20 protein-coding genes are annotated in these 22,061 nt (G+C 45.1%); 8 read left to right on the forward strand and 12 right to left on the reverse strand.

Annotated features, from left to right (window positions below; translation table 11 throughout):
• Positions 1–62: 62 nt before the first annotated feature.
• The 4 genes from F3I09_RS04825 to F3I09_RS04840 form a co-directional block, all read right to left on the reverse strand.
• A complete protein-coding gene (locus F3I09_RS04825; protein WP_149693924.1) occupies positions 63–1,466 on the reverse strand; it encodes a rhodanese-like domain-containing protein in 1,404 nt (467 codons plus the stop codon).
• Positions 1,467–1,730: 264 nt separating this feature from the next.
• On the reverse strand, positions 1,731–2,090 hold the full coding sequence (locus F3I09_RS04830) for a helix-turn-helix transcriptional regulator (RefSeq protein ID WP_012788619.1): 360 nt from the start codon (positions 2,088–2,090) through the stop codon (positions 1,731–1,733).
• Positions 2,091–2,384: 294 nt separating this feature from the next.
• Positions 2,385–3,062 carry a tRNA (adenosine(37)-N6)-threonylcarbamoyltransferase complex dimerization subunit type 1 TsaB gene (gene tsaB / locus F3I09_RS04835; protein ID WP_188133693.1) on the reverse strand — a complete coding sequence of 226 codons (678 nt, stop codon included), beginning with the start codon at positions 3,060–3,062 and terminating at the stop codon, positions 2,385–2,387.
• A 19-nt stretch (positions 3,063–3,081) separates the two neighbouring features.
• Positions 3,082–3,759 (reverse strand): 3-hydroxyacyl-CoA dehydrogenase family protein, encoded by a 678-nt coding sequence (locus F3I09_RS04840; RefSeq protein ID WP_149693926.1) that lies wholly within the window; start codon positions 3,757–3,759, stop codon positions 3,082–3,084.
• A 61-nt stretch (positions 3,760–3,820) separates the two neighbouring features.
• Here F3I09_RS04840 and F3I09_RS04845 point away from each other — a divergent pair, with 61 nt between their 5' ends.
• Positions 3,821–4,201, forward strand: coding sequence for a RidA family protein (locus F3I09_RS04845; RefSeq protein WP_149693927.1), 381 nt, complete (start codon positions 3,821–3,823; stop codon positions 4,199–4,201).
• Positions 4,202–4,259: 58 nt separating this feature from the next.
• Here the strand turns inward: F3I09_RS04845 and F3I09_RS04850 are convergent, their stop codons facing one another.
• The 4 genes from F3I09_RS04850 to F3I09_RS04865 form a co-directional block, all read right to left on the reverse strand.
• Positions 4,260–5,912 carry a murein L,D-transpeptidase gene (locus F3I09_RS04850; protein ID WP_149693928.1) on the reverse strand — a complete coding sequence of 551 codons (1,653 nt, stop codon included), beginning with the start codon at positions 5,910–5,912 and terminating at the stop codon, positions 4,260–4,262.
• A 155-nt stretch (positions 5,913–6,067) separates the two neighbouring features.
• Positions 6,068–7,618, reverse strand: a complete 1,551-nt coding sequence (locus F3I09_RS04855) for an Rne/Rng family ribonuclease (RefSeq protein WP_149693929.1) — start codon at positions 7,616–7,618, stop codon at positions 6,068–6,070.
• A 433-nt stretch (positions 7,619–8,051) separates the two neighbouring features.
• Entirely contained in the window at positions 8,052–8,888 is an 837-nt protein-coding gene (locus F3I09_RS04860; RefSeq protein WP_149693930.1) for a tetratricopeptide repeat protein, read from the reverse strand.
• A gap of 23 nt (positions 8,889–8,911) precedes the next feature.
• The gene (locus F3I09_RS04865; RefSeq protein WP_073084475.1) at positions 8,912–9,199 is read right to left on the reverse strand and encodes an HU family DNA-binding protein; all 288 of its coding nucleotides are present in this window, start codon (positions 9,197–9,199) and stop codon (positions 8,912–8,914) included.
• Between the two features lie 574 nt (positions 9,200–9,773).
• On the opposite strand from F3I09_RS04865, the gene mutY reads away from it, so the two are divergent.
• From mutY to F3I09_RS04900, 7 genes are all read left to right on the forward strand, one after another.
• Positions 9,774–10,838: an A/G-specific adenine glycosylase gene (gene mutY / locus F3I09_RS04870; protein WP_149693931.1), complete on the forward strand. Its 1,065-nt coding sequence runs from the start codon at positions 9,774–9,776 to the stop codon at positions 10,836–10,838.
• A gap of 179 nt (positions 10,839–11,017) precedes the next feature.
• Positions 11,018–11,473 (forward strand): single-stranded DNA-binding protein, encoded by a 456-nt coding sequence (locus F3I09_RS04875; protein ID WP_089834641.1) that lies wholly within the window; start codon positions 11,018–11,020, stop codon positions 11,471–11,473.
• A gap of 169 nt (positions 11,474–11,642) precedes the next feature.
• Positions 11,643–12,998 carry a gliding motility-associated protein GldE gene (gldE, locus tag F3I09_RS04880; protein ID WP_223233135.1) on the forward strand — a complete coding sequence of 452 codons (1,356 nt, stop codon included), beginning with the start codon at positions 11,643–11,645 and terminating at the stop codon, positions 12,996–12,998.
• 29 nt (positions 12,999–13,027) lie between these two features.
• Entirely contained in the window at positions 13,028–13,624 is a 597-nt protein-coding gene (gldD, locus tag F3I09_RS04885; protein WP_149693933.1) for a gliding motility lipoprotein GldD, read from the forward strand.
• A 79-nt stretch (positions 13,625–13,703) separates the two neighbouring features.
• Positions 13,704–14,291: a DUF3109 family protein gene (locus F3I09_RS04890; protein ID WP_223233136.1), complete on the forward strand. Its 588-nt coding sequence runs from the start codon at positions 13,704–13,706 to the stop codon at positions 14,289–14,291.
• Positions 14,292–14,416: 125 nt separating this feature from the next.
• Positions 14,417–15,793 (forward strand): LutB/LldF family L-lactate oxidation iron-sulfur protein, encoded by a 1,377-nt coding sequence (locus F3I09_RS04895; protein WP_149693934.1) that lies wholly within the window; start codon positions 14,417–14,419, stop codon positions 15,791–15,793.
• A 12-nt stretch (positions 15,794–15,805) separates the two neighbouring features.
• Complete coding sequence (locus F3I09_RS04900) at positions 15,806–16,006, forward strand: YqaE/Pmp3 family membrane protein (protein ID WP_149693935.1); 201 nt, start codon at positions 15,806–15,808, stop codon at positions 16,004–16,006.
• Here the strand turns inward: F3I09_RS04900 and F3I09_RS04905 are convergent, their stop codons facing one another.
• The 4 genes from F3I09_RS04905 to F3I09_RS04920 all read right to left on the reverse strand — a co-directional run bounded on the left by F3I09_RS04905 (position 16,007) and on the right by F3I09_RS04920 (position 21,614).
• Positions 16,007–17,311, reverse strand: a complete 1,305-nt coding sequence (locus tag F3I09_RS04905; RefSeq protein ID WP_188133694.1) for an energy transducer TonB — start codon at positions 17,309–17,311, stop codon at positions 16,007–16,009.
• Positions 17,312–17,324: 13 nt separating this feature from the next.
• The gene (locus F3I09_RS04910; RefSeq protein ID WP_223233137.1) at positions 17,325–17,879 is read right to left on the reverse strand and encodes an RNA polymerase sigma factor; all 555 of its coding nucleotides are present in this window, start codon (positions 17,877–17,879) and stop codon (positions 17,325–17,327) included.
• A gap of 111 nt (positions 17,880–17,990) precedes the next feature.
• Positions 17,991–19,505 carry a bifunctional phosphoribosylaminoimidazolecarboxamide formyltransferase/IMP cyclohydrolase gene (gene purH / locus F3I09_RS04915; RefSeq protein ID WP_149693938.1) on the reverse strand — a complete coding sequence of 505 codons (1,515 nt, stop codon included), beginning with the start codon at positions 19,503–19,505 and terminating at the stop codon, positions 17,991–17,993.
• Positions 19,506–19,517: 12 nt separating this feature from the next.
• Positions 19,518–21,614 carry a ComEC/Rec2 family competence protein gene (locus F3I09_RS04920; RefSeq protein WP_149693939.1) on the reverse strand — a complete coding sequence of 699 codons (2,097 nt, stop codon included), beginning with the start codon at positions 21,612–21,614 and terminating at the stop codon, positions 19,518–19,520.
• Between the last annotated feature and the right edge of the window lie 447 nt (positions 21,615–22,061).

Consider the following 22,061-nt stretch of genomic DNA (forward strand, 5'->3'; position numbering starts at 1 on the left):
TGCAAAAACAGCAAAGGCCCCGCGGCAAAACCACGGAGCCTTCATTTTCATTATCTGTAACCTTAGTTTAGTACGTTCTTTTCCTTTACGACATTCAGGCCTTTCTGTGCTTTCATGGCGTTGAAACCACCTTCTACGTTACGCAGGTTGTGGATGCCTTCCCGTTTCATGATAGAACATGCAATGATGCTACGGTAACCACCCTGGCAGTGTACATACAGATTGTGAGTATCGTCAAAATCAGCCAGTTTTCCGGGGTCTGTCATGTCGCTGAGGGTAATGTTCATCGCACCTTCAATATGACCGTCTGCATACTCCGCAGGCTTACGTACGTCTACAATTATGAGGTTGTCATCATGCGGCAGATCCATCGCCAGTTCATCAGCTTCCACGGTGATAATAAGGTCGCGTTCTTCACCGGCAGCTACCCAGGCCTCGTAACCACCTGCCAGGTAACCGGCTACATGGTCAAAGCCAACGCGGGCAAGACGTACGATGGTTTCTTCTTCTTTTCCGGGACTGGTCACCAGTATGATCTCTTCACCGAAAGGCAGCAGACTGCCTGCCCATTCAGCAAAACGTCCTTCCAGACCAATGCTGAGAGAGCTGGGTACAAATCCTTCTGCAAATTCATTTGCGGGACGCGTATCCAGGATCAGGACTTCCTCCTTCATTTTCTGTTTGACTTCAGCTATAGATAAGGGACGGTTGCTTTTTTCCATCACAGCCTGCAAAGCGTCATACCCTTCTTTGTTGATGCGGGCATTGATGGGGAAGTAAGAAGGTGGTGTGTTAAGACCGGAAGTGACTTCTTTGATAAATTCTTCTTTACTGTCGGCCTTCAGTGCATAGTTGGTGCTCTTCTCATCACCCAGTGTGCTGTAGGTATGAGGCCCCAGGTTTTTACCACAGGAAGAGCCAGGACCATGCGCCGGATATACGATCACATTGTCGGGTAATACTTTGATCTTGTTATTGAGAGAATCGTACAGGTATCCTGCCAGTTCTTCTTTGGTAAGGTTGCCACTGAACAGGTCAGGACGTCCTACGTCGCCTACAAAGAGGGTATCGCCTGTGAACAGACTATGCGGTTGTCCTGTTTCATCACTCAACAGGTAGCAGGTTGACTCCAATGTGTGACCTGGTGTATGAAGTACTTCAAGTGTCAGCTTACCGATAGTAAATTTCTCTTTGTCTTTAGCAAGATATATCGGGAAGTTGGTAACAGCTTCAGGACCGTACACAATAGGAGCATTGGTAGCAGCAGCGAGGTCGAGGTGACCAGACACAAAGTCAGCATGAAAGTGTGTCTCGAAAATATACTTAATGGTTGCGTTGCGCTCTTTGGCCAGATCGAGGTAAGCGTCTATATCCCTCAGGGGATCTATCACAACGGCTTCACCCTCGGACTCAATAAAGTAGGCAGCTTCTGATAAGCAATTGGTATAAAGTTGCTTGACGAACATGGTTTTTGATTTCTGCAAATTTACGGATTTATCCGCAGGCGAAACGTCTGACAAATAGCCATATATATACAGCGTTAAAATGTCTTCTGTAGCCTGTTATTTGCATAACCAGTATCAGTGCGCGCGGAACTTTGTGTACGTTACAGCAACGTACACACAAATACATCTGAAAAAATCAGGGCCTAACTAAAAGTTTCTTCATTATACTCTTAGTTAGGCCCGAATATTTTTTGTACTCTGTTCGACCAGTACTCCAAAACCAGATTAGCCTACCAGCTCCTCCACGAATTTGGCAACTTCTGCTATACGTTGTTTATTGATCGTATAGTGGATGAATTTACCATCTCTTTCTGTAATCACAATGCCGGCACGGCGTAGAATAGCCAGGTGCTGTGAAGCCACTGACTGCTCAAGACGCAGCTTAACGTAGATTTCAGTTACTGTCATTTTCTTATGATCTTCCAGCAACTTAATCATTTGCTGGCGCAGCTTATGGTTTATTGCACGCAAAACCATAGCAGCCTTCTTAACGGCAATGTAATCCAATTTAATTTGGTCTTTTTCATTGGTACCTCTAGAAATAATAAGAGTATTAGAAGAGGTCGTTAATAATGTTTTTTCCATCGCATAATAGTTTTAAAAAATGATGAAATGAAAGGGATCAACGGACAGTAAACCCATAACTTGTTAGAAAACAATAACCGGGTATCGATTTATACAAAAATATAATATTAGTCGTAATAAAAAAAACTTCTATACCTTATTTTTTAATATATGGATGGCGTTTACTTGCCAAATAAACATAATTTGACAGTTCTATGACACAAATTGACATAAGTGTAGGGATTACGCTTCTTAATAAGACATAAAAAGCCTGTTATCATGGGGATGGAGGTCATTTTTCACATTACAAACGACCTATTTCTTCATTGTAGAATGGAAAGGTTTGAGGTAAAATGGGCTGAAATAAGCTACATCTTCGAATGCTTTACGTTCATAAGCAGCCGTAGCTAAGGGCACCATATCCGCAGCGTTTAATATATATGGAACAAATAAGGCGTTAGGATTAGACGGCATTAATTGCTGCCATTTATCGCTGCCATTACCGAAAAAGTATGTCTTCTTTGCAGCTACCTGTTCACTGAATGCTTCAGGTGTGAGTACTAACGCGTGCGGAGCTACTACGATATTCAAAGAGGTATCATACACTGCTGTATACACTTCCATTCTTCGCGCATCCAGCATAGGGCAATACTGGGCATCCATATCATTTACACGGGACAATACGCCCTGCGCCATCATCTGTAAGGTAGATATGGCTATCAATGGTTTCTCCCAGGTATAACACAATCCTTTCGCGGTGGCCACACCTACACGTAATCCTGTATATGAACCAGGTCCTGCACTAACGGCGATAGCGTCGAGATCTTTGGGAGTCACCTGCTGCTTCCGCATGATCTCCTGTACAAACAATACCATACTTGCGGCATGGTCCTGTTGTTTATCATTCACCAATGTCTGTAAAGGCTGTCCGTCTTTCGACAGACAAACAGACCCGATCGTAGTAGCAGTATCGATATGCAGTATCAGAGACAATGTATACAGTTTAATTATTTCACACAGCGGTCATATTCATGCCTGCTTCCTGTGCCAGCAGCGCACTTATCTTATACCGTTCATTTCCCGTAGCCTTGTACACAGCGTCCAGCACGCTATATACCTGCCTGACGCCAATTTCATTACACCATTCAAAAGGCCCTTTCGGATAGTTGGTCCCCAGCCGCATCGCAATATTAATATCTTCGCGCGATGCTGTTCCGTCTTCTGCAGCCATATAAGCTTCGTTAATGATCATGCAAACAACTCTCGGCGTGACCAGTCCTACCCTGTCTTCCACTATTTCATACTCCCAGCCCAACTCTTTCATGATCTGTGCCAGCATAGGCTTTTGTTCTTCTTCCATCACGGATACTTCCGTAACAGGCATCGCCACAAATCCCGGCAGCCAGTTGCAACCTACCAGGTTAAATCCCTGTTCAAAAGCGTAATTGTTCATCACATCTGCGAGGGAAGTCCTTACGATAGCTGCCAGCACAGGCACCTGCGGATATTTTGCATAAATGCGTGCCCGCTCAGTATGTTCATCAAAATCCAGGTCTATTACCAGCCCGTAATCTTCCAGCGTCCCTATGCGCTCTGCTGTTGTAACCTGCTGCACCCGGTGCCCACTTAAACCACCCTTTTTAAGGAAAGCAGCATAATGTTGCGCTTCTCCTATAACGAGGATATTCATGTGCAAAATTTTCGCAAACCTATTAATTAATAACTAATAATAAGACCCTATTTTTACGGTCATGGAAAAACAGATCGTCAACACAAAGAATGCACCTGCTCCTATCGGCCCGTACAATCAGGCTATAAAGTCAGGCAACCTGCTGTTTGTATCCGGGCAAATAGCATTGAATCCAGACACCAACCAACTGGTACTGGATGATATCAAAACCGAAACCCACCAGGTAATGAAAAACCTGAAAGGTATTCTTTCCGAGGCGGGCCTGGACTTCGATAATGTACTGAAGACGACCATTTTCATTATGAATATGAACGATTTCGCACAGATCAACGAAGTATACGGTTCTTATTTCACCGGCGACTATCCTGCCCGGGAAACCGTTCAGGTAGCTGCGCTGCCTAAGGGTGTGAATGTGGAGATCTCAGTAATTGCGAGCAAATAATTCCAAAAACAGATGGCTGGTATACCAGCCATCTGTTTTCTTATATCATACTAAGCGGCTATTTTGTACCAAATAAGGTAGCCGCCAGTCTGGCGTCATGTCCATACACATCGTCCCGGAAATTCAGCCGCCCATCAGCGTCTATAAACGCTGTAAAATACCCTATATATACAGGTACTTTCTCTTTCAATGTGATAAACTTCTCCTTATTCCCGTTCATGGCTGCTACAATCTTCTGCTCTGTCCAGGCAGAATCCTTACGCAGGAGCCATTCCGCCAGACGCTGAGGTTCTGACACGCGTATACAGCCATGGCTGAAAGTACGTTTGCTCTCTCCGAAAAGCCCTTTGGAAGGTGTATCATGCAGGTAAATGTTGTACTCGTTCGGGAACAGGAACTTTACCTTACCCAGCGCATTTTTACCACCGGGCTTCTGACGAATGATATAAGGGAAGTTACCTCCTGAATATTTAGCCCAGTTCAGTGAGCCCGGATTAACAGGGCCGCCACTACCTGTCACCACTTCCATGTTCTGACGGTCAAGGTAACCGGTACTCCTTTTCATGGCCGGCAGAACCTCGTGCACCAGGATGCCGGGAGGCACATTCCAGTAAGGGCTGAATACGACATACTTCATTTCGTTGCTGAAAATAACCGTGTTGGTACCCGGTTTTCCCACCACTACATTACAGCTCCAGTCCAGTTTATTATTGTCGTAGACATACAGCTTAAAGGCAGGAATATTCACGAGCAGGTATTCAGCAGGTGGCTCTGCCGGCACCCAGCGAAGACGCTCCATATTGATCAGGATTTGCTGGATACGTTTCCGGGGAGTCACATTCAGTGCATTTAGCAGCGGTAACTGGATAGTTCCATCCCTCTTTAGTCCCATACGATCCTGGAAGTTGCGTATAGCCGTATCGAGCACTGGTGTAAAGAGTTGGGAGGTGTCAGCCGCTGTCAGGTCGCCCAGTATATGCAGGCGCTGTTTTACAGCGGCAACAATGGTATCGCGTTCGCCTTGTTTATAGAGTTTGCGTGATGCTTCCAGCGAATCCCAGGGCGTCTTGTCCAGTACTGCCAGCTTCTTCAACTCATTTCGCAGCAATTTATATTGTTTGTTCACCGGCTCTTCAAAAGCGCTGGCCGGCCTGTTCACCATAGAGTCGAGGAGGCTTTGTATGTTGATCTTCTTCCGGGGAATGAACCACTCCAGCGACTTGGCGCTGTCTGAGGTCAGGCCGCTCCATACTTTATTGCCATATGCAAAAAACTGGGTGGTCAGCAACAGTTCTGCCCTGGGCATGGCTTTGTCGTTCCGGCGGAACCTCTCTCCTTCCATCAGCAGTGTATCATACAATAAACGGAGCGGCTTACTGATGATGGTACTGTCGTTCAGCCCATAGTCAGTATCCGCTTTCATCATATTGATAAAGTTACCTGCCTGTTCTGTGAGCCGGCCATCGTTCCCGATCCAGGCGTAGTGGAAATCACGTTGCCGGTAGAAGTCCCGGATATATTCTGCATAGGCGGTATCACGTTGCAGGAAGCCATTTACCTGATTACTGTCCAGTTTAAGATCGATATATTCCTGTCTGGTGTAATGACTGGTATCCCTGTCCCGTCCTTTCCTTCTTCCCCGGCCCTCACCACAGGAGGAAAGTACTACAGTAGTTAACAACAAAAAATGGCACATGTAACGTAAAGACATAAACGCAATGGAGTTTAGTAATGAGTCAGATTGTCCCCTGTGGATCGCCGTTTTTGTAAAACAACAGCTATTCCGGTAAAATGTTTGAAGCCGCAAATGTAAAACGCTTAACACGATATTGTGTTAAGCGTTTTAGATAAAGCTTTAGGCTGGAATTATAATTTGATCTCTTCTTCGTTGGCGTCAAAGAATCGATATTCTGTGAGATGGTAGTTAGAGTCAGCTTTGATCTTGACCCATTTCTTATACTGGAAGTACCACTTCCACCGGCGGGAGGTCAGGAAACCTTTAGCCAGGTAAGCATAAAATATAGGGTGTACCCTGATAGTAAGCCCTTTATGCTGATGATTAATGAGATATTGCAGGTTCTTTTCGATTTCGTCAATGATCAGTACGGAGGCTCCGATCTTGCCTGTACCATGACAGGTAGGGCAATCTTCCGCCACTGAAATAGTGACTTCGGGTTTCACTCTCTGTCGGGTGATCTGCATCAGGCCGAATTTAGAGATAGGCAGGATGGTATGTTTAGCCCTATCCTGCGACATGAATTTCTCCATGGCTTCGTAGACTACCTTCTTATTCTCCGGCAACTTCATATCAATGAAGTCGATGATGATGATACCTCCCAGGTCACGAAGCCTCAACTGACGGGCTATTTCTGCAGCAGCTTCCAGGTTGGATGCGAGAGCATTCTGTTCCTGATTATTGCTGGAGCTTTTATAACCACTGTTGACGTCTATGACATGCAATGCTTCTGTCGCTTCTATGATCAGGTATACGCCGCTGTCCAGGTTGACGGTCTTCCCGAAGGAAGCTTTCACCTGACGGGTAACGCCATAGTGATCAAAGATAGGAGCGCCGTTATGATAATGCTGAACGATGTCCTGTTTTTCAGGGGCTATTTTCTGAATATAGGCCCTGGTATCAGTGAACATGTTCCTGTCATTGATAACGATCTTGTTGAAGCTCTCGTTAAGAAGGTCACGTAATATGCTGGTTGTTTTAGCCTGTTCACTCAGTATTTTCTGCGGCGGTTGTGCCGCGCGCAGGTTCGCCTGTATATTTTTCCAGGTTTCTACGAGTGTGGTCAGGTCCTCATGCAGTTCTGCCGTTTTCTTTCCTTCAGCCGCCGTGCGGACAATAACACCGAAATTGGGTGTTTTGATGGCCTCTACGATCTTCTGCAACCTTTTTCTCTCTTCGGAAGAATGTATCTTTTTAGATACAGCAACAATGTCATTAAAGGGTGTTAACACGATAAACCTTCCGGGTAGAGAAATTTCGCAACTAAGACGGGGACCTTTAGAAGAAATAGGCTCTTTTAGTATCTGCACCAGGATGTTGGGCTTTCCGCCCAGCACATCTGTGATTTTGCCGGTTTTTACTATTTCCGGCTCATTCTTAAACTTTGTAAAGTCAAACCCCTCTGGGGTTTTATCTGAAATAGCCTGCTGGGTAAATTTTAGTATAGAACGTATATATGGGCTAAGATCTGTGTAATGTAAGAAGGCATCTTTTTCAAATCCTACATCGACAAAAGCCGCATTAAGGCCGGGGATCAACTTTTTCACCCGCCCCAGGTATAAATCCCCTACAGAAAAGTTGGGATTGCCGCTTTCGTGATGCAATTCCACCAATTTCTTATCTTCCAGCAACGCTATTTCCACACCGGTAGGTGCCGCATTTATAATAAGTTCCTTGTTCAAGCGTCCAAAATTTTAACCATTATAACTTCACCTTGAGTTATGCACGGCTATTTAATAACAGCTTACTGCATACCAGATTACAGCCGGCGAAACGCCAGCATACGTGATGATGGATTGCTTAAGGGTTTAGCGATCAGCAGGTAATATCCGGAATTCTAAGCGGGATTTGTGGAAAAACCTGCATGACTCCAGCAATTTAATAATAATCGCCAAAATCATGCAGGATATATAAAAATTTTTGTCCGATCACCGCGCCGCAAATAAAACCTGGTTAGTATAAATGGCGGGAAACAGGAGAAAATTATTTCTTATTCTTCTTATGCCGGTTCTTTCTCAGTCTTTTTTTACGTTTGTGAGTAGCAATCTTATGTCTTTTTCTTTTCTTACCGCAAGGCATACGCTAATAAGTTTTTAAATGTTTAAAAAATGAATATTATTTAATACTCTTGATATAATCGTCTATTTCGGCCTTCAGTGAAGGATCCTTCACCAACGTCTTACATTTCTCTGCCAGTTCAATTGCTTTTTTGAAATCGCCTTTGCCCTTGTAAGCTTCTGCTAATACAAATAGCGCTTTAGCCTCTTCAGGATGTTTCTGAGTGAACGACTCCATCCTGTCTATGGCTTTATCAAACTGGTTTGACTGAATAGCAAGACTTGCCAATGTGATCTGAGCTTCTGCATTATCAGGATTGGCAGCTACCACATCCCTGAGTTTCTGGACACCTACCATAGGCTCTGTATTCATATACAAAAGCGCCTGTTTTATCTTAAGGGAATCATTACCCGGACTAAGCGTTATCGCCTGGCCCAATAGGGTAATGGCCTGTTTGGTCTCCCAGTTCATTACAGCAGGGTCCTCTGCGTGTTCCAGATGTTCTAAAAATAAATTGGCTGCAAAGGTGAGGCTTTTTTCGGAATTTTCCAACTTGGCGGATTCGCCAAGATAATACGCAGCTATGGGTAGTTGGTTAAGGCTATCCCAGGAGGCATATAATTGTTTGTAAGCGGCTATCTGCTGGTTCTTAACATCACCCCGGACAATATTCTCCTGGCGGGCAATAGAAATTAATTTATCAGCTGGGACTTTTTGCTTGGCGGAAGCCAGCAATTCGTCGAAGGCAATAGTTTTTCCCTCCTGACCCTCATGCATATGAGTGGCAGTTGGCATCGCTTTTTTATCCGAATGAGGCACGGTGCGGCCAAAAGCTACCAATACTATAAGTATTGTCGCCGCGGCACCGACCAGGAGAATTTGTGATTTTTGCACGCCTTAAATATTAGGCTGCAAAATTACGAACTTTTAAGCTTCTTTACTTCTGCAACGAATTCTTTAGAAGGCTTAAAGGCAGGAATGAAATGCTCCGGAATCTCAACGGCAACATTCTTCTTGATGTTACGGCCAATTTTAGCAGCTCTCTTTTTTGTAATGAAGCTACCAAAGCCCCTTATATAGATATGCTCGCCATTAGCCAACGCTTCCTTGACCTCCTTAAACATGGCCTCTAGTGTTACTAACACATCTACTTTAGGTATGCCGGTTTTTTCAGCAATATTGTTAATTAAGTCAGCTTTTCTCATAATTGAAGCGAAGGATTACTTGTCCCAAAATTATTTATTTTTTTTTAATTGCTGAATTTTAAGCAAATAAATTTTATCTTTTTTTCTTATACCAAGGTTTTGTATAATATATCTATCTGTAAATCACCTAGTAATAGTCTCATAAACTCTAATAACGGGCAACCGGAAAAAGAGAGGGACACCATGCTCTAACCCAGTACAAGTACACTTTCATCAGGGTAATCACAAAATTTCACTAAACCACTCATTAACGAATATACAAAAAATAATATTCATTTTGTCTTTTTTTTCTTGACTTAATGAAAAAAGATCTATCCAGATCAGGCAGTAACAGATAAAAGGTCTTTGTCTATTATAACGCATTTTTTGGCATATTCGTCTATCGATCAACAAGTTCTGTTAATAGTCGCTGCAAAACCGCTACAGTTAAATATTATCAAAAATAAATCTAATACAATCCGGTTATTTTTCCAATAGTGTCGTTTCCACAAATATTCCGTTTTCGATCCCTCTTTAAGATGTGCAGCGCCTCCCCTATGCGCCCTTTTTCACTGATCCGATTATATTTGCAGAGATGAAGCAGTTTTTTACGAACACCCTGCTGGAGTGGAACAAACATGAGAACACCCGCTCCATGCCGTGGAAAGGTGAGAAAGACCCCTACCGGATATGGCTGTCTGAAATTATTCTCCAACAAACACGTGTAGAACAGGGATGGGCTTATTATGAGCGGTTCATACTGAACTATCCAACAGTAAAGGAACTGGCGGCCGCGCCGGAAGAAGCGGTATTCCGTCTGTGGCAGGGACTGGGCTATTATGCACGCTGCAAGAATATGCTGGCTGCTGCAAAACAGATCGTATCAGGCTATCACGGCCACTTTCCGAATACATACGAAACCATACAATCACTCAAGGGCATAGGCCCCTACACAGCCGCGGCCATTGCCTCTTTTGCATTCAATCTGCCACATGCCGTTCTGGACGGCAACGTATTCCGTGTACTGTCCCGTTTCTTTGATATAGATACTCCTATAGACAGTACGGCAGGTAAGAAGCAATTTTCCGAACTGGCTCAGGAGTTGTTACCTCATGGTCAGTCTGCTTCGTATAACCAATCCATTATGGACTTTGGCGCTGTAGTATGTAAGCCTCAGCAACCGGCCTGCAGCACCTGTCCCCTGGCAGGTAAATGTAAGGCCTTTCACCTGGGACTGACCGGCCTGTTGCCTGTTAAGGCAAAGAAGCTGGTCATTAGAAAGCGCTACTTCTATTATCTTGTATTACAGTATAAAGACCAGGTCTTCATCCGCAAACGCACGGAAAGCGACATATGGCAGAACCTCCACGAATTCATTCTGATAGAAACTCCCGGTCCGGAAGACGTAACAGCGTTACGGGCTACAGCCGCCTTTAAAAATATTGTAAAAGATATACGTTACAACATGGATGCGGTTTCCGGGATATTCAAACAGCAGCTTACGCACCAGACAATCCATAGCCAGTTCCTGATGCTATCGGCAGGCAAAAAGCCCGAAATGCCCGGCTATATGGCCATTCCACGGGATCAACTGGATCATTACGCCTTTCCGAAAACCATCACAGACTTCCTCAGCAACAGGGAACTTACCCTATTCTGATACAAAAACTTACTGTGTACCAACAGCGCCCAACTTGCTGCGGCAAGGTATTTGAGCTAAACTATACGTTAAATTTTTCACTGTCGATTTGAAAAAAACATTAACTTTAGAAAGGTTGTTCATTTATAAGAAGCGTATATTTTCAATAGTTTAAAATCAATAGATTAAAACCTGCAACAATGAGAGGTGTTAATAAAGTAATTCTGATTGGCAACTTGGGTAGAGATCCAGACGTACAGTTCCTAGAAGGTAATATTGCTGTAGCCAAATTCTCTCTGGCAACGACAGAAACATTCAAAGACCGGGCTGGCAAACTTATATCCCAAACAGAATGGCATACAGTAGTATTATGGCGCGGACTGGCTGAACTGGCCCAAAAGTACCTGCACAAAGGAAGCCTTGTTTATATAGAAGGACGCCTCCGTACCCGCAGCTGGGAAGACAAAGAGGGTAATAAGAAATTTGCCACTGAGGTAGTGGGCGACAATCTGGTTATGCTGGACAAACGTATGGACCTGAACAACTCCGAACACGCCATACATCATAGCAATACAGGGAGTAACACTGGTGACAATTTCCCCAATATGGAAATCCCCCCCCAATTAAACGATACTGCGGACGATCTTCCTTTTTAACTATCCGGTAAAAAATACTAATTCTTTTTTGATTGATAATCCCTTTATGGGACATTACTTATATTTGCATATAGGGAAAGCGATTCAATTTAAGACCTGAATTACTTTCCCATTTTTTTGGAACTTACTTTGCTATAAGCTGGGAGTTCTAATATTTCTCACGTCAAAGTTGAACAATTTGTACACCTATCCGGCAAGCATTCTACCTGGTAAGCTTACCCTGTTGCAAGCAGCGGCGCCAATCGCCACTCCGAACGTGGTTATTTATCTGCTTGTAATATTCATACTCCTACTCATGGCTTTTATTGTTTCCGGTGCCGAAGTGGCTTTCTTCTCCCTGAACTATAAAGACCTGAACGCCCTGAAAACGAGGCAAAATACCAGTGGTAAGCTGATTACCAAACTCCTGGAAAAGCCCCGCTCCCTGCTGGCCTCCCTCCAGATAGCTGGCATCCTCCTTTCCCTGGCGTTTATTATGGTAACCAGCTACCTCATCACCCAGATGGAAGATCTTCAGACCTTCCCTGTTGTATCTCTGGTAGTACGTATAGCCATTATCATTTTTGTGCTTCTTTTCTTCGGCCAGGTGCTTCCCCGCGTATGGGCCGCCCAGAACAATATCCGGTTTGCTACTTACTTTGCCTGGTTTATCAGCATTGTACATGCCACCCTGGAACCTGTAAGCGACTTTTACGTAAGCCTCAGCGAAAGCATAGAAGCCCGCTTCTTTCACAGAGGAGCTGTAAACTACCAGGAGATAGACGAGGCCATTGAAATGAGTGTAGACCCCACCGCTTCCCAGGAAGAAAAGAATATCCTGAAAGGCATCCTCAAATTCGGCAATATCACCGTTAAACAGATCATGCATACCCGCCTGGATGTATCAGGCATTGAGTATGAAGACCCTTTTGAAACTGTTGTAAAGAGAGTGGCAGACCTCCATTATTCCCGCCTTCCGGTGTACAAAGGTAACCTCGATAACATCGTGGGCGTGATCCATACCAAAGACCTCCTGCCCCACCTTGATAAAGGCAAAAGTTTTGACTGGCATACCGTTATGCGGCAGCCTTTTTTTGTACATGGCCATAAACTGATTGAAGACCTGCTGTCTGAATTCCAGACCAGGCGTATGCATTTTGCGGTTGTCGTGGACGAATTTGGCGGCACCTCCGGTATTGTGACCCTGGAAGATATTGTGGAAGAGGTAATCGGCGACATCAAAGACGAATTTGATGAAGAAGAGTTCAACTACAGCAAAGTAGACAACTATACCTACGTTTTTGAAGGCAAGACCATGCTCAATGACGTCTGCCGTATCATGAACATCCCTCCCGATACCTTCGAGGTAGTAAAGGGCGAAAGCGACTCTATCGGGGGCCTCATACTGGAATTGGCAGGTAAATTCCCTGAAGAGAACAGTGTAATATCCCATGAAGACTATGATTTTACCGTACTGGAAGTAAGCAAGATGCGTATCCAGAAGGTACAGGTGACTATCAGGCAGAATGTGGAAGACGAGAACTAGTGCAGGACTTTTAATTACAAGAAGCTATTATGAAATTAACCGGGAATACTCTTTGTCTGCTGTTGCTGCTGGCTTTTTCCGCCTGTCAGCAAAACTATACACCCAAGCCGCGCGGCTACTTCCAGATCAACTTCCCAAAGCGGGAATACCGCCTGTTTGACGTTCCCGGCTATCCATACACCTTCGAGTATCCTGTATATGCCAATATCGTGAAGGATAGCCTCTTTTTCGGCGAAAAAACCGAGAATCCCTACTGGATCAATGTGGAGTTCCCGTCCCTGAATGGCAAGATCTATATGAGCTATAAAGAGATCGGTCAGGGAGGGAAGAACAACTTCCAGCAGCTGGTGAACGACGCGTTCAAAATGACCTATAAACACACCTATAAGGCGGAATACATAGAAGAAAAGGCCATCAATACTCCTTCCCATGTAACAGGCCAGTTCTATGACGTAGGCGGTAATGCTGCCTCTGCCAAGCAATTTTATGCCACCGACTCTACCCGGCACTTCCTCAGGGGCGCCCTTTACTTTGACGCCGCCCCCAATGCAGACTCCCTTGCTCCGGTACAACAGTTCCTGCAGCAGGATATGTGGCACCTGGTGGAAACATTGAAGTGGAGATAGGCCATCTACTATTTTTGTACCTTTGCGTCTTTAAAAGAATACCCGACCGGAAAGCTTACGCCAACAGTCCCGGCCGGCCATGGTTTTTTATATGATCATCATTGACGACAAGTACATCAGCGACGAATTAATTGAGGAAAAGTTCGTCTGCAATCTGGGGGCCTGTAAAGGCGCCTGTTGTGTTGCAGGTGATTGCGGCGCGCCGCTGGATAAGGAGGAAGTAAAGATCCTGAAGAAGATCTATCCGAAGATCAAGTCTTACCTACGTCCCGATGGCATCGCTGAAATAGAGCAAACAGGCACCAATACCATAGACGACGAATATGGTTATGTTACGCCTATTGTCAATAAAGGCATCTGCGCCTATGCCACTATCGACTCCCATGGTATTGTAGGCTGTGGTATTGAAAAGGCATTTAACGACGGCGTAATTGACTATAAGAAGCCGATCTCCTGCCACCTCTACCCCATCAGGGTAAAGAAATACGAATCTTTTGAGGCATTGAACTATGACCGCTGGGATGTGTGCAAACCTGCCTGCAAAAATGGTAGAAGTCTGCGTGTGCCTGTATACCGCTTCCTGCGCGATGCACTTATCCGGAAATATGGAGAGGAGTTCTACCAGGTGCTGGACAAGATTGCCACCAAGCAGTATAAGGCAGAATAAGAGTCCTTGCTGATGCTATCCCTTCATTTCCCTATCTTTACCAGTACTAATTGTTGTTTAATCATTCCGGCGTATAGCAACGCCGGCATGGGTTTTGTAATTCCGAATCAGCAATCCGACAATTTATGCATCAGAATGCCTCCACTTTTCTTGAAAATAGTGAGAAGAAAGCGACAAACCTCAGTCATCGCCAGACGATCAATTATAACATTGGTAAGTATAATACGGCCGTCAAAGCCGGAAAACAACAGTTTTCCGATCTGAATACTGCGCGGGAAAGAGCGAAAAACATCAAGTGGAGGGCGCTGGAGAATCTCGACAAACACCTGGAAGAATTTGAGACCCACTTCACCCGCCGCGGCGGTAAAGTGATCTGGGCGGAGAATGCACAACAGGTACTGGATGAGATCCTGGCCATCTGTGAGGCCAAACAATGCAAAAGTATTGTAAAGAGTAAATCCATGGCCACGGAAGAAGTACACCTGAACCACTTCCTGGCACAACACAACGTAGAATGTGTAGAAACGGATCTTGGTGAATATATCCAGCAGCTGGACGACGAGCCGCCTTATCACATTGTTACGCCCGCCATGCATAAAAGCAAGGAAGACGTAGCTAAATTATTCGCCGAAAAACTGGGCACCCCTCCTAATCTGACTCCCCAGGAACTGACCATGGTAGCAAGGGAAAAACTGCGGCAGAAGTACCTGGATGCTGAAATAGGTATTACAGGCGCCAACTTTATCATCGCAGATATCGGCGGTATAGCGGTGACGGAAAATGAGGGGAATGCGCGCCTAAGTACTGCTTTTCCCAAGACGCATATCGTGCTGGTGGGCATCGAAAAGATGCTGCCCTCCATCAATGATCTGGCGCTGTTCTGGCCTTTACTGGCTACCTATGGCACCGGTCAGCAGGTAACGGTATACAACTCAATTTTTAGTGGTCCCCGCCAGGAAAATGAAATAGACGGTCCGGAAGAGATGTATGTGATACTGATGGACAACGGCCGTACCAACATACTGGAGGACACGGAAGCCCGGGAAAGTCTCTATTGCATCCGCTGCGGCTCCTGTCTGAATGCCTGCCCTGTTTACAAAAACATAGGCGGTCATAGCTACGGCACTACCTACAGCGGCCCCATTGGTTCTGTTATCACCCCCCATCTGCAGGGAATGGACTCTTTTATGCACCTCAGCTATGCCTCTTCTCTCTGCGGTAATTGTACGGAGGTATGTCCCGTAAGGATCAATATTCACGAATTGCTGCTCCATAATCGCCACAAAGCTGTTGAGGAGAACTATACCTCCGGCGGCGAAAAAATGTCCTGGTTTGGCTGGAAACAGGCCAGTCTGAGCCGCCGGATGATGAACCTCCTGGGAGGCAATGCCAAAAACTTCTTCATGAAAAAGTTCTTCGCCAAAGCATGGGGAGACAACAGGGAGTTGCCTGTTTTTGCGCCAAAATCTTTTAACCAGTTATGGAAAGAAAGAAAAAAATAGTATCTTTTTAATATGACACTTATTGCTATACTGTTACCCTGGCTTTCTTTTCTACTAAGAGGAAGGATACTTACAGGCATTTTATGCCTGATATTACAGATCACGCTCATTGGCTGGATACCTGCAGCTGTCTGGGCCTGTATATCATTACAGAATTCCCGGGAAGACAAAAGGACCAGGAGGCTGATCAAGGCGATGAAAGAAAGCAAATAATTATTGGGGGGCAAAATGCACGTCTATCTGAACGCGGGTTGCCTTTCCATCGGAAGCGGGTTTCCATTCCGGACCTTCTTTTACAACTCTCAATGCTTCCGCATCGCAGTCCGGCTGTAATCTTCTTGTTATTTTGATGTCTTCCAGTGTGCCGTCAGGCATAACGCGCACGGACACTCTCACCCTTCCGGTGATATTTGCGGCTGCCGCCGATGCCGGATAATGTACGTTTTTAGCCAGGTATTCCTTGTACTGTTCATATCCGTTTACGGGCGTTGGGCGCTGGTAAACTTCCTCTTTTTGACTCCTGTAACCGACTTTCTTGTTGTAACCAGTCGTAACCACTTCTGATAATGCTTTTGCCTGTTCATTCAGTGTGATATTTAGGTTATTATCCGTCTGGTTCAGGTCCAGCTTCTTCTGATTGAAGCCTACAGCGGCTACCACCAGTTTTATATCTTTTGTGGTATCGGCTACGCGGATAGAAAAATTCCCCTGATTATCCGTCAGTACTCCTCTACCGGTGCCTTCAACACTAACGGCTACGCCCGGCATTCCTTCCGCATTACTTGTTTTTACTCTTCCCTGGATCAGGCGGGTTGTCATTCCCAAAGCTACAGGAGCTGGGGCAGCGGCAACCGGACTTCTGCTGGCCATTTCGTCCGCTGTCACTTTATACGTCGGAGCAGTGGCTACTTCTGCGTCTCTTCTCTCCAGGCTGTCGGCCAATGAAGGCGCTGCGGCGAGCGGTCTGATGGAATCTTCCCTCTTCATCATCACACTGCCCAAAGGAGATTCAACCGCAAATGCACCTGTTCTGACATCTTTAGCGGCCAGTAACCCGGTATCTGCCGGTATTGATATGGCAAGTGGTTTCTCAGGAGTAGCTTTCCCCCACGCTACGGGTTCTTCCCGGTTGTAATATTGTAGTGTATCTGTAATAGAGCTGTCAGAAATATTAGCGCGCTGAGATGCAATAGAACTATCTCTCATGGTTCTCACCTGCAGGAGCCAAAGCAATCCGGTACAAACCAGTAACAGTACACCTGCAGCAGCCAGCCAGCGGTAATTGAGTGCAAATATTCCTCCTTTCTTTTCCTCCCGGCCCTGTACTCTCCTTTCAAGACGCCTGTTCAGATCGGCCAGATGAACACGCTGATCCGGCTTACGCTCAGCAAAGCCCTCCAGCGCATCAGCCAGGAACGGATCGTCCATGGCCTGCTTTTCCAGGGCATGCATCGCCTTGTTATCCAGCTCTCCTGCCAGATAGCGGCGGATCAGCTCCGGATCCACATTATGGTTCATATGACTGTGCTTATCAGGCATCTTGTTGTTCCATACAAATTTTCAGGTTTCGCTTACCGTTCTGAATATAGCTCTTCACTTTCTTCATATCATATCCCGTAATATCGGCTACTTCGCGATAGCTTTTTTCCTTGAGGTAAAACAGGTCCACACTGCGCTTTTGCTCTTCAGGCAAAGTTTCAAGGCATTTTTCCATACCCTGCAGATGCATCTCTATGCTTACTCCGTTCTCATGATGTGCAAAAGAGTCATTTTCCATAACGGGGAGTGCTTCGAGGGAAATTTCCCTTCCCTCCCTGTTCTTCATGGAGCGCAGTTTCATCAGGCAATGATTCCTGGTTAGCACATGTAACCAGCTCTTAAAGTTTTGGACCTCATGCTGATGCAACTTTACGATCAACTCCTCAAAGATCTGCATGACGGCATCTTTGCTGGCTTCTTCATCAAAATAACGCAGACATACACCATACACCAGGTTCATGTAACGCTGGTATAAAGCAGCCAGATAATCCAGCTGACCGGAGCTTTTGAACTCCTGTATCAACACTGCATCATCTGCATCCTTCATGATATTATGGTGTAAAAATGCCATAGCTTAGATGACAATAGTAAAGAATTTTTAGCAAAAAAGCACTGGCGTTTGCCAGTGCTTTTTTATATGCTTTTATAGCCGAAAGACTTAGTGTCTGAAGTGACGGGTACCCGTCATCACCATTACCATACCGTTCTGCTTACAGAATTCTATTGAATCATTATCTCTTACGGAACCACCCGGCTGGATCACAGATGTAATACCTTCCTCATGAGCAATGCGTACACAGTCATCGAATGGGAAGAATGCATCAGAAGCCATAGCAGCACCTTTCAGATCGAAGCTGAACTGGGCAGCCTTGGCGATGGCATGACGTAATGAGTCGATACGGGAGGTCTGACCACAGCCTTTACCGATCAGTTGTTTATCTTTTACCAAAGCAATAGCGTTGGATTTCAGATGCTTACATACGATGTTGGCAAATTCGAGGTCTGCCTTCTCAGCAGCGGTGGCTGGTCTTGCGCCGGCTTCGTTCCACTCCTGGAAGTTACCCTTATCATTTTCCTGCAGCAATACGCCATTCAGGACATTCTTGTATACATAAGGCGCTTTCACCGGCTGCAATTGCTGCAACAGGATACGGTTCTTTTTGGCCTGCAGTACAGTCAGTGCATCGGCATCAAAGCCCGGAGCGATCAATATTTCGAAGAAGATCTCGCTGATGGATTCGGCAGTAGTTTTATCAATTACCGCATTGGTTACCAATACGCCACCAAACGCGCTTTCTTTATCGCCCGCCAGTGCAGCATCCCATGCAGCCTTTAATGTAGGACGGCTGGCAATACCACATACGTTGGTATGTTTGATCACTGCAAAAGTGGTTTCTGTAAACTCCTGGATCAGCTGGCAGGCAGCATCCACATCCACGAGGTTGTTGTAAGACAGTTCCTTACCGTGCAGTTTGTTGAAGATCTCAGACAGGTTACCGTAGAATACACCTTTCTGATGAGGGTTTTCTCCATAACGCATTACCTGGCCCTGCGGAGCAGATACCTGGAAATATGCAGCCGGCTCATTGTTCAGGAAGTACTGTGCAATTGCCACATCGTAGTTAGCACATACTTCAAATGCTTTTGCTGCAAACGCTCTACGTTCTTCCACACTGGTAGCGCCGCCATTGTCTGTCAGTACTTTTTCCAGGTCAGCATACTGATCTTTGGAAGCAACGATCACTACATCTTTGTAGTTCTTGCCTGCCGCCCTGATCAGAGATACACCACCGATGTCTATTTTCTCAATAATTGTTTGTTCTTCTTTGGTGCTCTTCACTGTTTCCTCAAATGGATACAGGTCTACGATCACCAGGTCCAGCTCAGGAATAGCATACTGTTGCAGCTGCTCAAGATCCTGTGGATTCTCACGACGAGCCAGAATGCCTCCGAATACTTTTGGATGCAGGGTCTTTACACGTCCGCCCAGAATAGATGGATACGCTGTCAACTCTTCCACCGCTACACACTTCACTCCCAGGTCCTCAATGAACTTCTGGGTACCGCCAGTCGAATAAATAGTTACTCCCTGTTCACCTAACTTTTTTACAATGTTCTCCAGGTTATCTTTATAGAAAACGGAGATCAACGCTGATTTAATTTGCTTTTGCATGTATGGAAATCATTAGAAATTTACAACATAGGCTCCCTGATCCGGAACCGAAAAGAAGCGCAAAGTTAGCACGTAGCAATCACTTTTCCATTGTTGAATGTTCCGCAGCGTGCTGGAAGCATCAAAAATATAACATCCCACATCAAACATCCGCTCCAATTGTCTGATATCCACATGTGGATTATGTGATAGTAAAAGATAATCTGTCCGGAATTTTTTCTGCGGATCAACCCGTGGAAGGGCGCCATCTACAATAACAAGCCGTTTTTGCCCCAGCGTTAGGATATGTAAACCGGCAAATGCAGCACCGGCACTATCGCCGCCTGTATTCAAGCGCCGTTTCAGGCCATACAAAATATGTGCAGGTCTTAAATAGCGATTGTATAAAGAGTCATTCCTTATCACCTCCATATCGCCGGCGGCTGTTATCCGGTGTCCACGAATGGCATCTACCAGGGTATGTCCGGGTATATTATAAACAACCATTTTATACTGATACTGTTCATTTATCCGCGATAACATTAAGCAAATACCCCAAACAGCGCCGCCTGTCAGGGCCATCAGTAGTCCCTGCCGCCACTGATACAACCACCAGATGAGCAAGCCGGCTATGCAGACATACAGGCAAATCACGCTACCTGGAGGCATATTGATATCTGTGATCAATGCACCGGGCAAATGCCCTATCCAGCTAACTGCATTGTTCATCCATTTCATCAATATTTGCAAAGCCAGTCCTGTACCATGCGCCAGTATGGGCACGCCTCCCAGTATCAGCAGCAGGATCTCACCATAGAGCACAATAGTCGATAAGGGCACGGCCAGCATATTTGCGGGAAGAAAGAAAACCGGGAACTGATGGAAGTAATAGAGACAGACCGGTAATGTCAATACCTGCGCGGCTACTGTCAGTGCCATCATATCCCATAACTTATCCAGCCATTTATTACTGCGCTGGAATAAATAGTATATGCGCCTGTAGCAAATTACGATACTCAACACGGCCAGATAGGATAGTTGAAACCCCGCATCTATCAGCAAGCGCGGATCATAGCACAGCAAGAGAAAAGCTGATGCTGCCAGCGTGTTGTATATGTTCGTATAGCGGTCCAGCATAAATTTTCCTACAGTGATGAAGGTAAACATCACGGTTGCACGTAATACAGAGGCAGCGCCTCCTGTCAATAAAGTAAACGCCCATAATAACAGGATGATAAGGACTCCTTTGATACCCTCTGAAAAGCGGTGCTTTGGCCACCAGCGCAATATCCATAGTAGTCCACCGTAGATAAGAGCCAGGTGCATGCCGGAAATAGCGATAATATGCACAATACCCGTATTGGTATATTCCTGCACCATTTCCCTGTCCAGATCATATCGGTAGCCTATCAGTAAGGCTGCTGCCAGTCCGGCTTCCCGGCCGCCAATGTATTGCTGCAGTGTATATAAACAGTATTCGCGGCATTGCTGTATCCATTGCATGATGAGGTTTTCCTCCCTTTCTGGCAGGCGTCTCCAGCCACCTGATCTCAGGAAAACCTGATGGTATATCTGCTGGCTTGCGCAATAACGACGGTAATCAAAAGCGCCTGGATTACCACTGTATTGCACGGGTATCGTCTGCGAGGGCATCAGTAATCGGTCGCCGTATTGCAAACGTCCTGCGGCGCTGTCTTTTGTTAGGTATACTAACAATTTTCCTTTTGCCGGTATGCTGATGTTATCACGTATGATATTATGTATGCTGACGACAGTTTTATACGAACGTACCTTTTGCTGTAATGGCTCACTTATGGTCGCCAGCAGCAAGTCTCCCGGTCTTATCAACGTATCAAAATAATAGTTGCTATGACGGATGTCTGATTGATATACCAGCAAACTCCCACTGCAGACAATCAGCAGTTGCAAGGCAGTACCACGTAGCCAATCATACTGAAAGCGGATACGAAAAGACAATTTTCTGAAAACAAATAATACCACTCCTTGCAAACCCGCTGCAGTAATAAGTATTAGCAGATTAAACGGCATATATAACTGTACTGATATACCGGCGGATAAGGATAAAATCAGGCGCAGAAATGGCGCACGCTTCAAAAAGGCTACAAACATGACAACTTAATATGGTTAACGAATTCAAGTAGTGAAAGTAAAGCTTTCACACATGAAATATGTTTTTAAGGTATGATAAATATCCACCCCCTTGATAAGTTCAAAGAGTAAAAAATATTTTTAAAATAGGATCCTTTTTACATATTCATAAAATTCGATGTTTGTTAATTAACTGTTTTACAGCATATTAATAAATTATACATTTCCACATCTGTTATTGATTAGTTAACATCTTTTTAATATTTAATATTTATAGTAAACTGCATTACCGGTCACGCTATTTATACACATAAATAGTCGTGTCTTTAATGGTTATTTTGAGGGAAAAGAAAGAGCCTGATCTTCATCAGGCTCTGATTATTTTAAGACCTTCCTATACTTCTTCAAGGCAATTATTACTTATTATGAAAAAGCCTGAGGGCTTTAGGTTCACCCGCCTTTAACCCG

The sequence above is a fragment of the Chitinophaga sp. CF418 genome, assembly GCF_900142925.1.
GTDB lineage: Bacteria > Bacteroidota > Bacteroidia > Chitinophagales > Chitinophagaceae > Chitinophaga.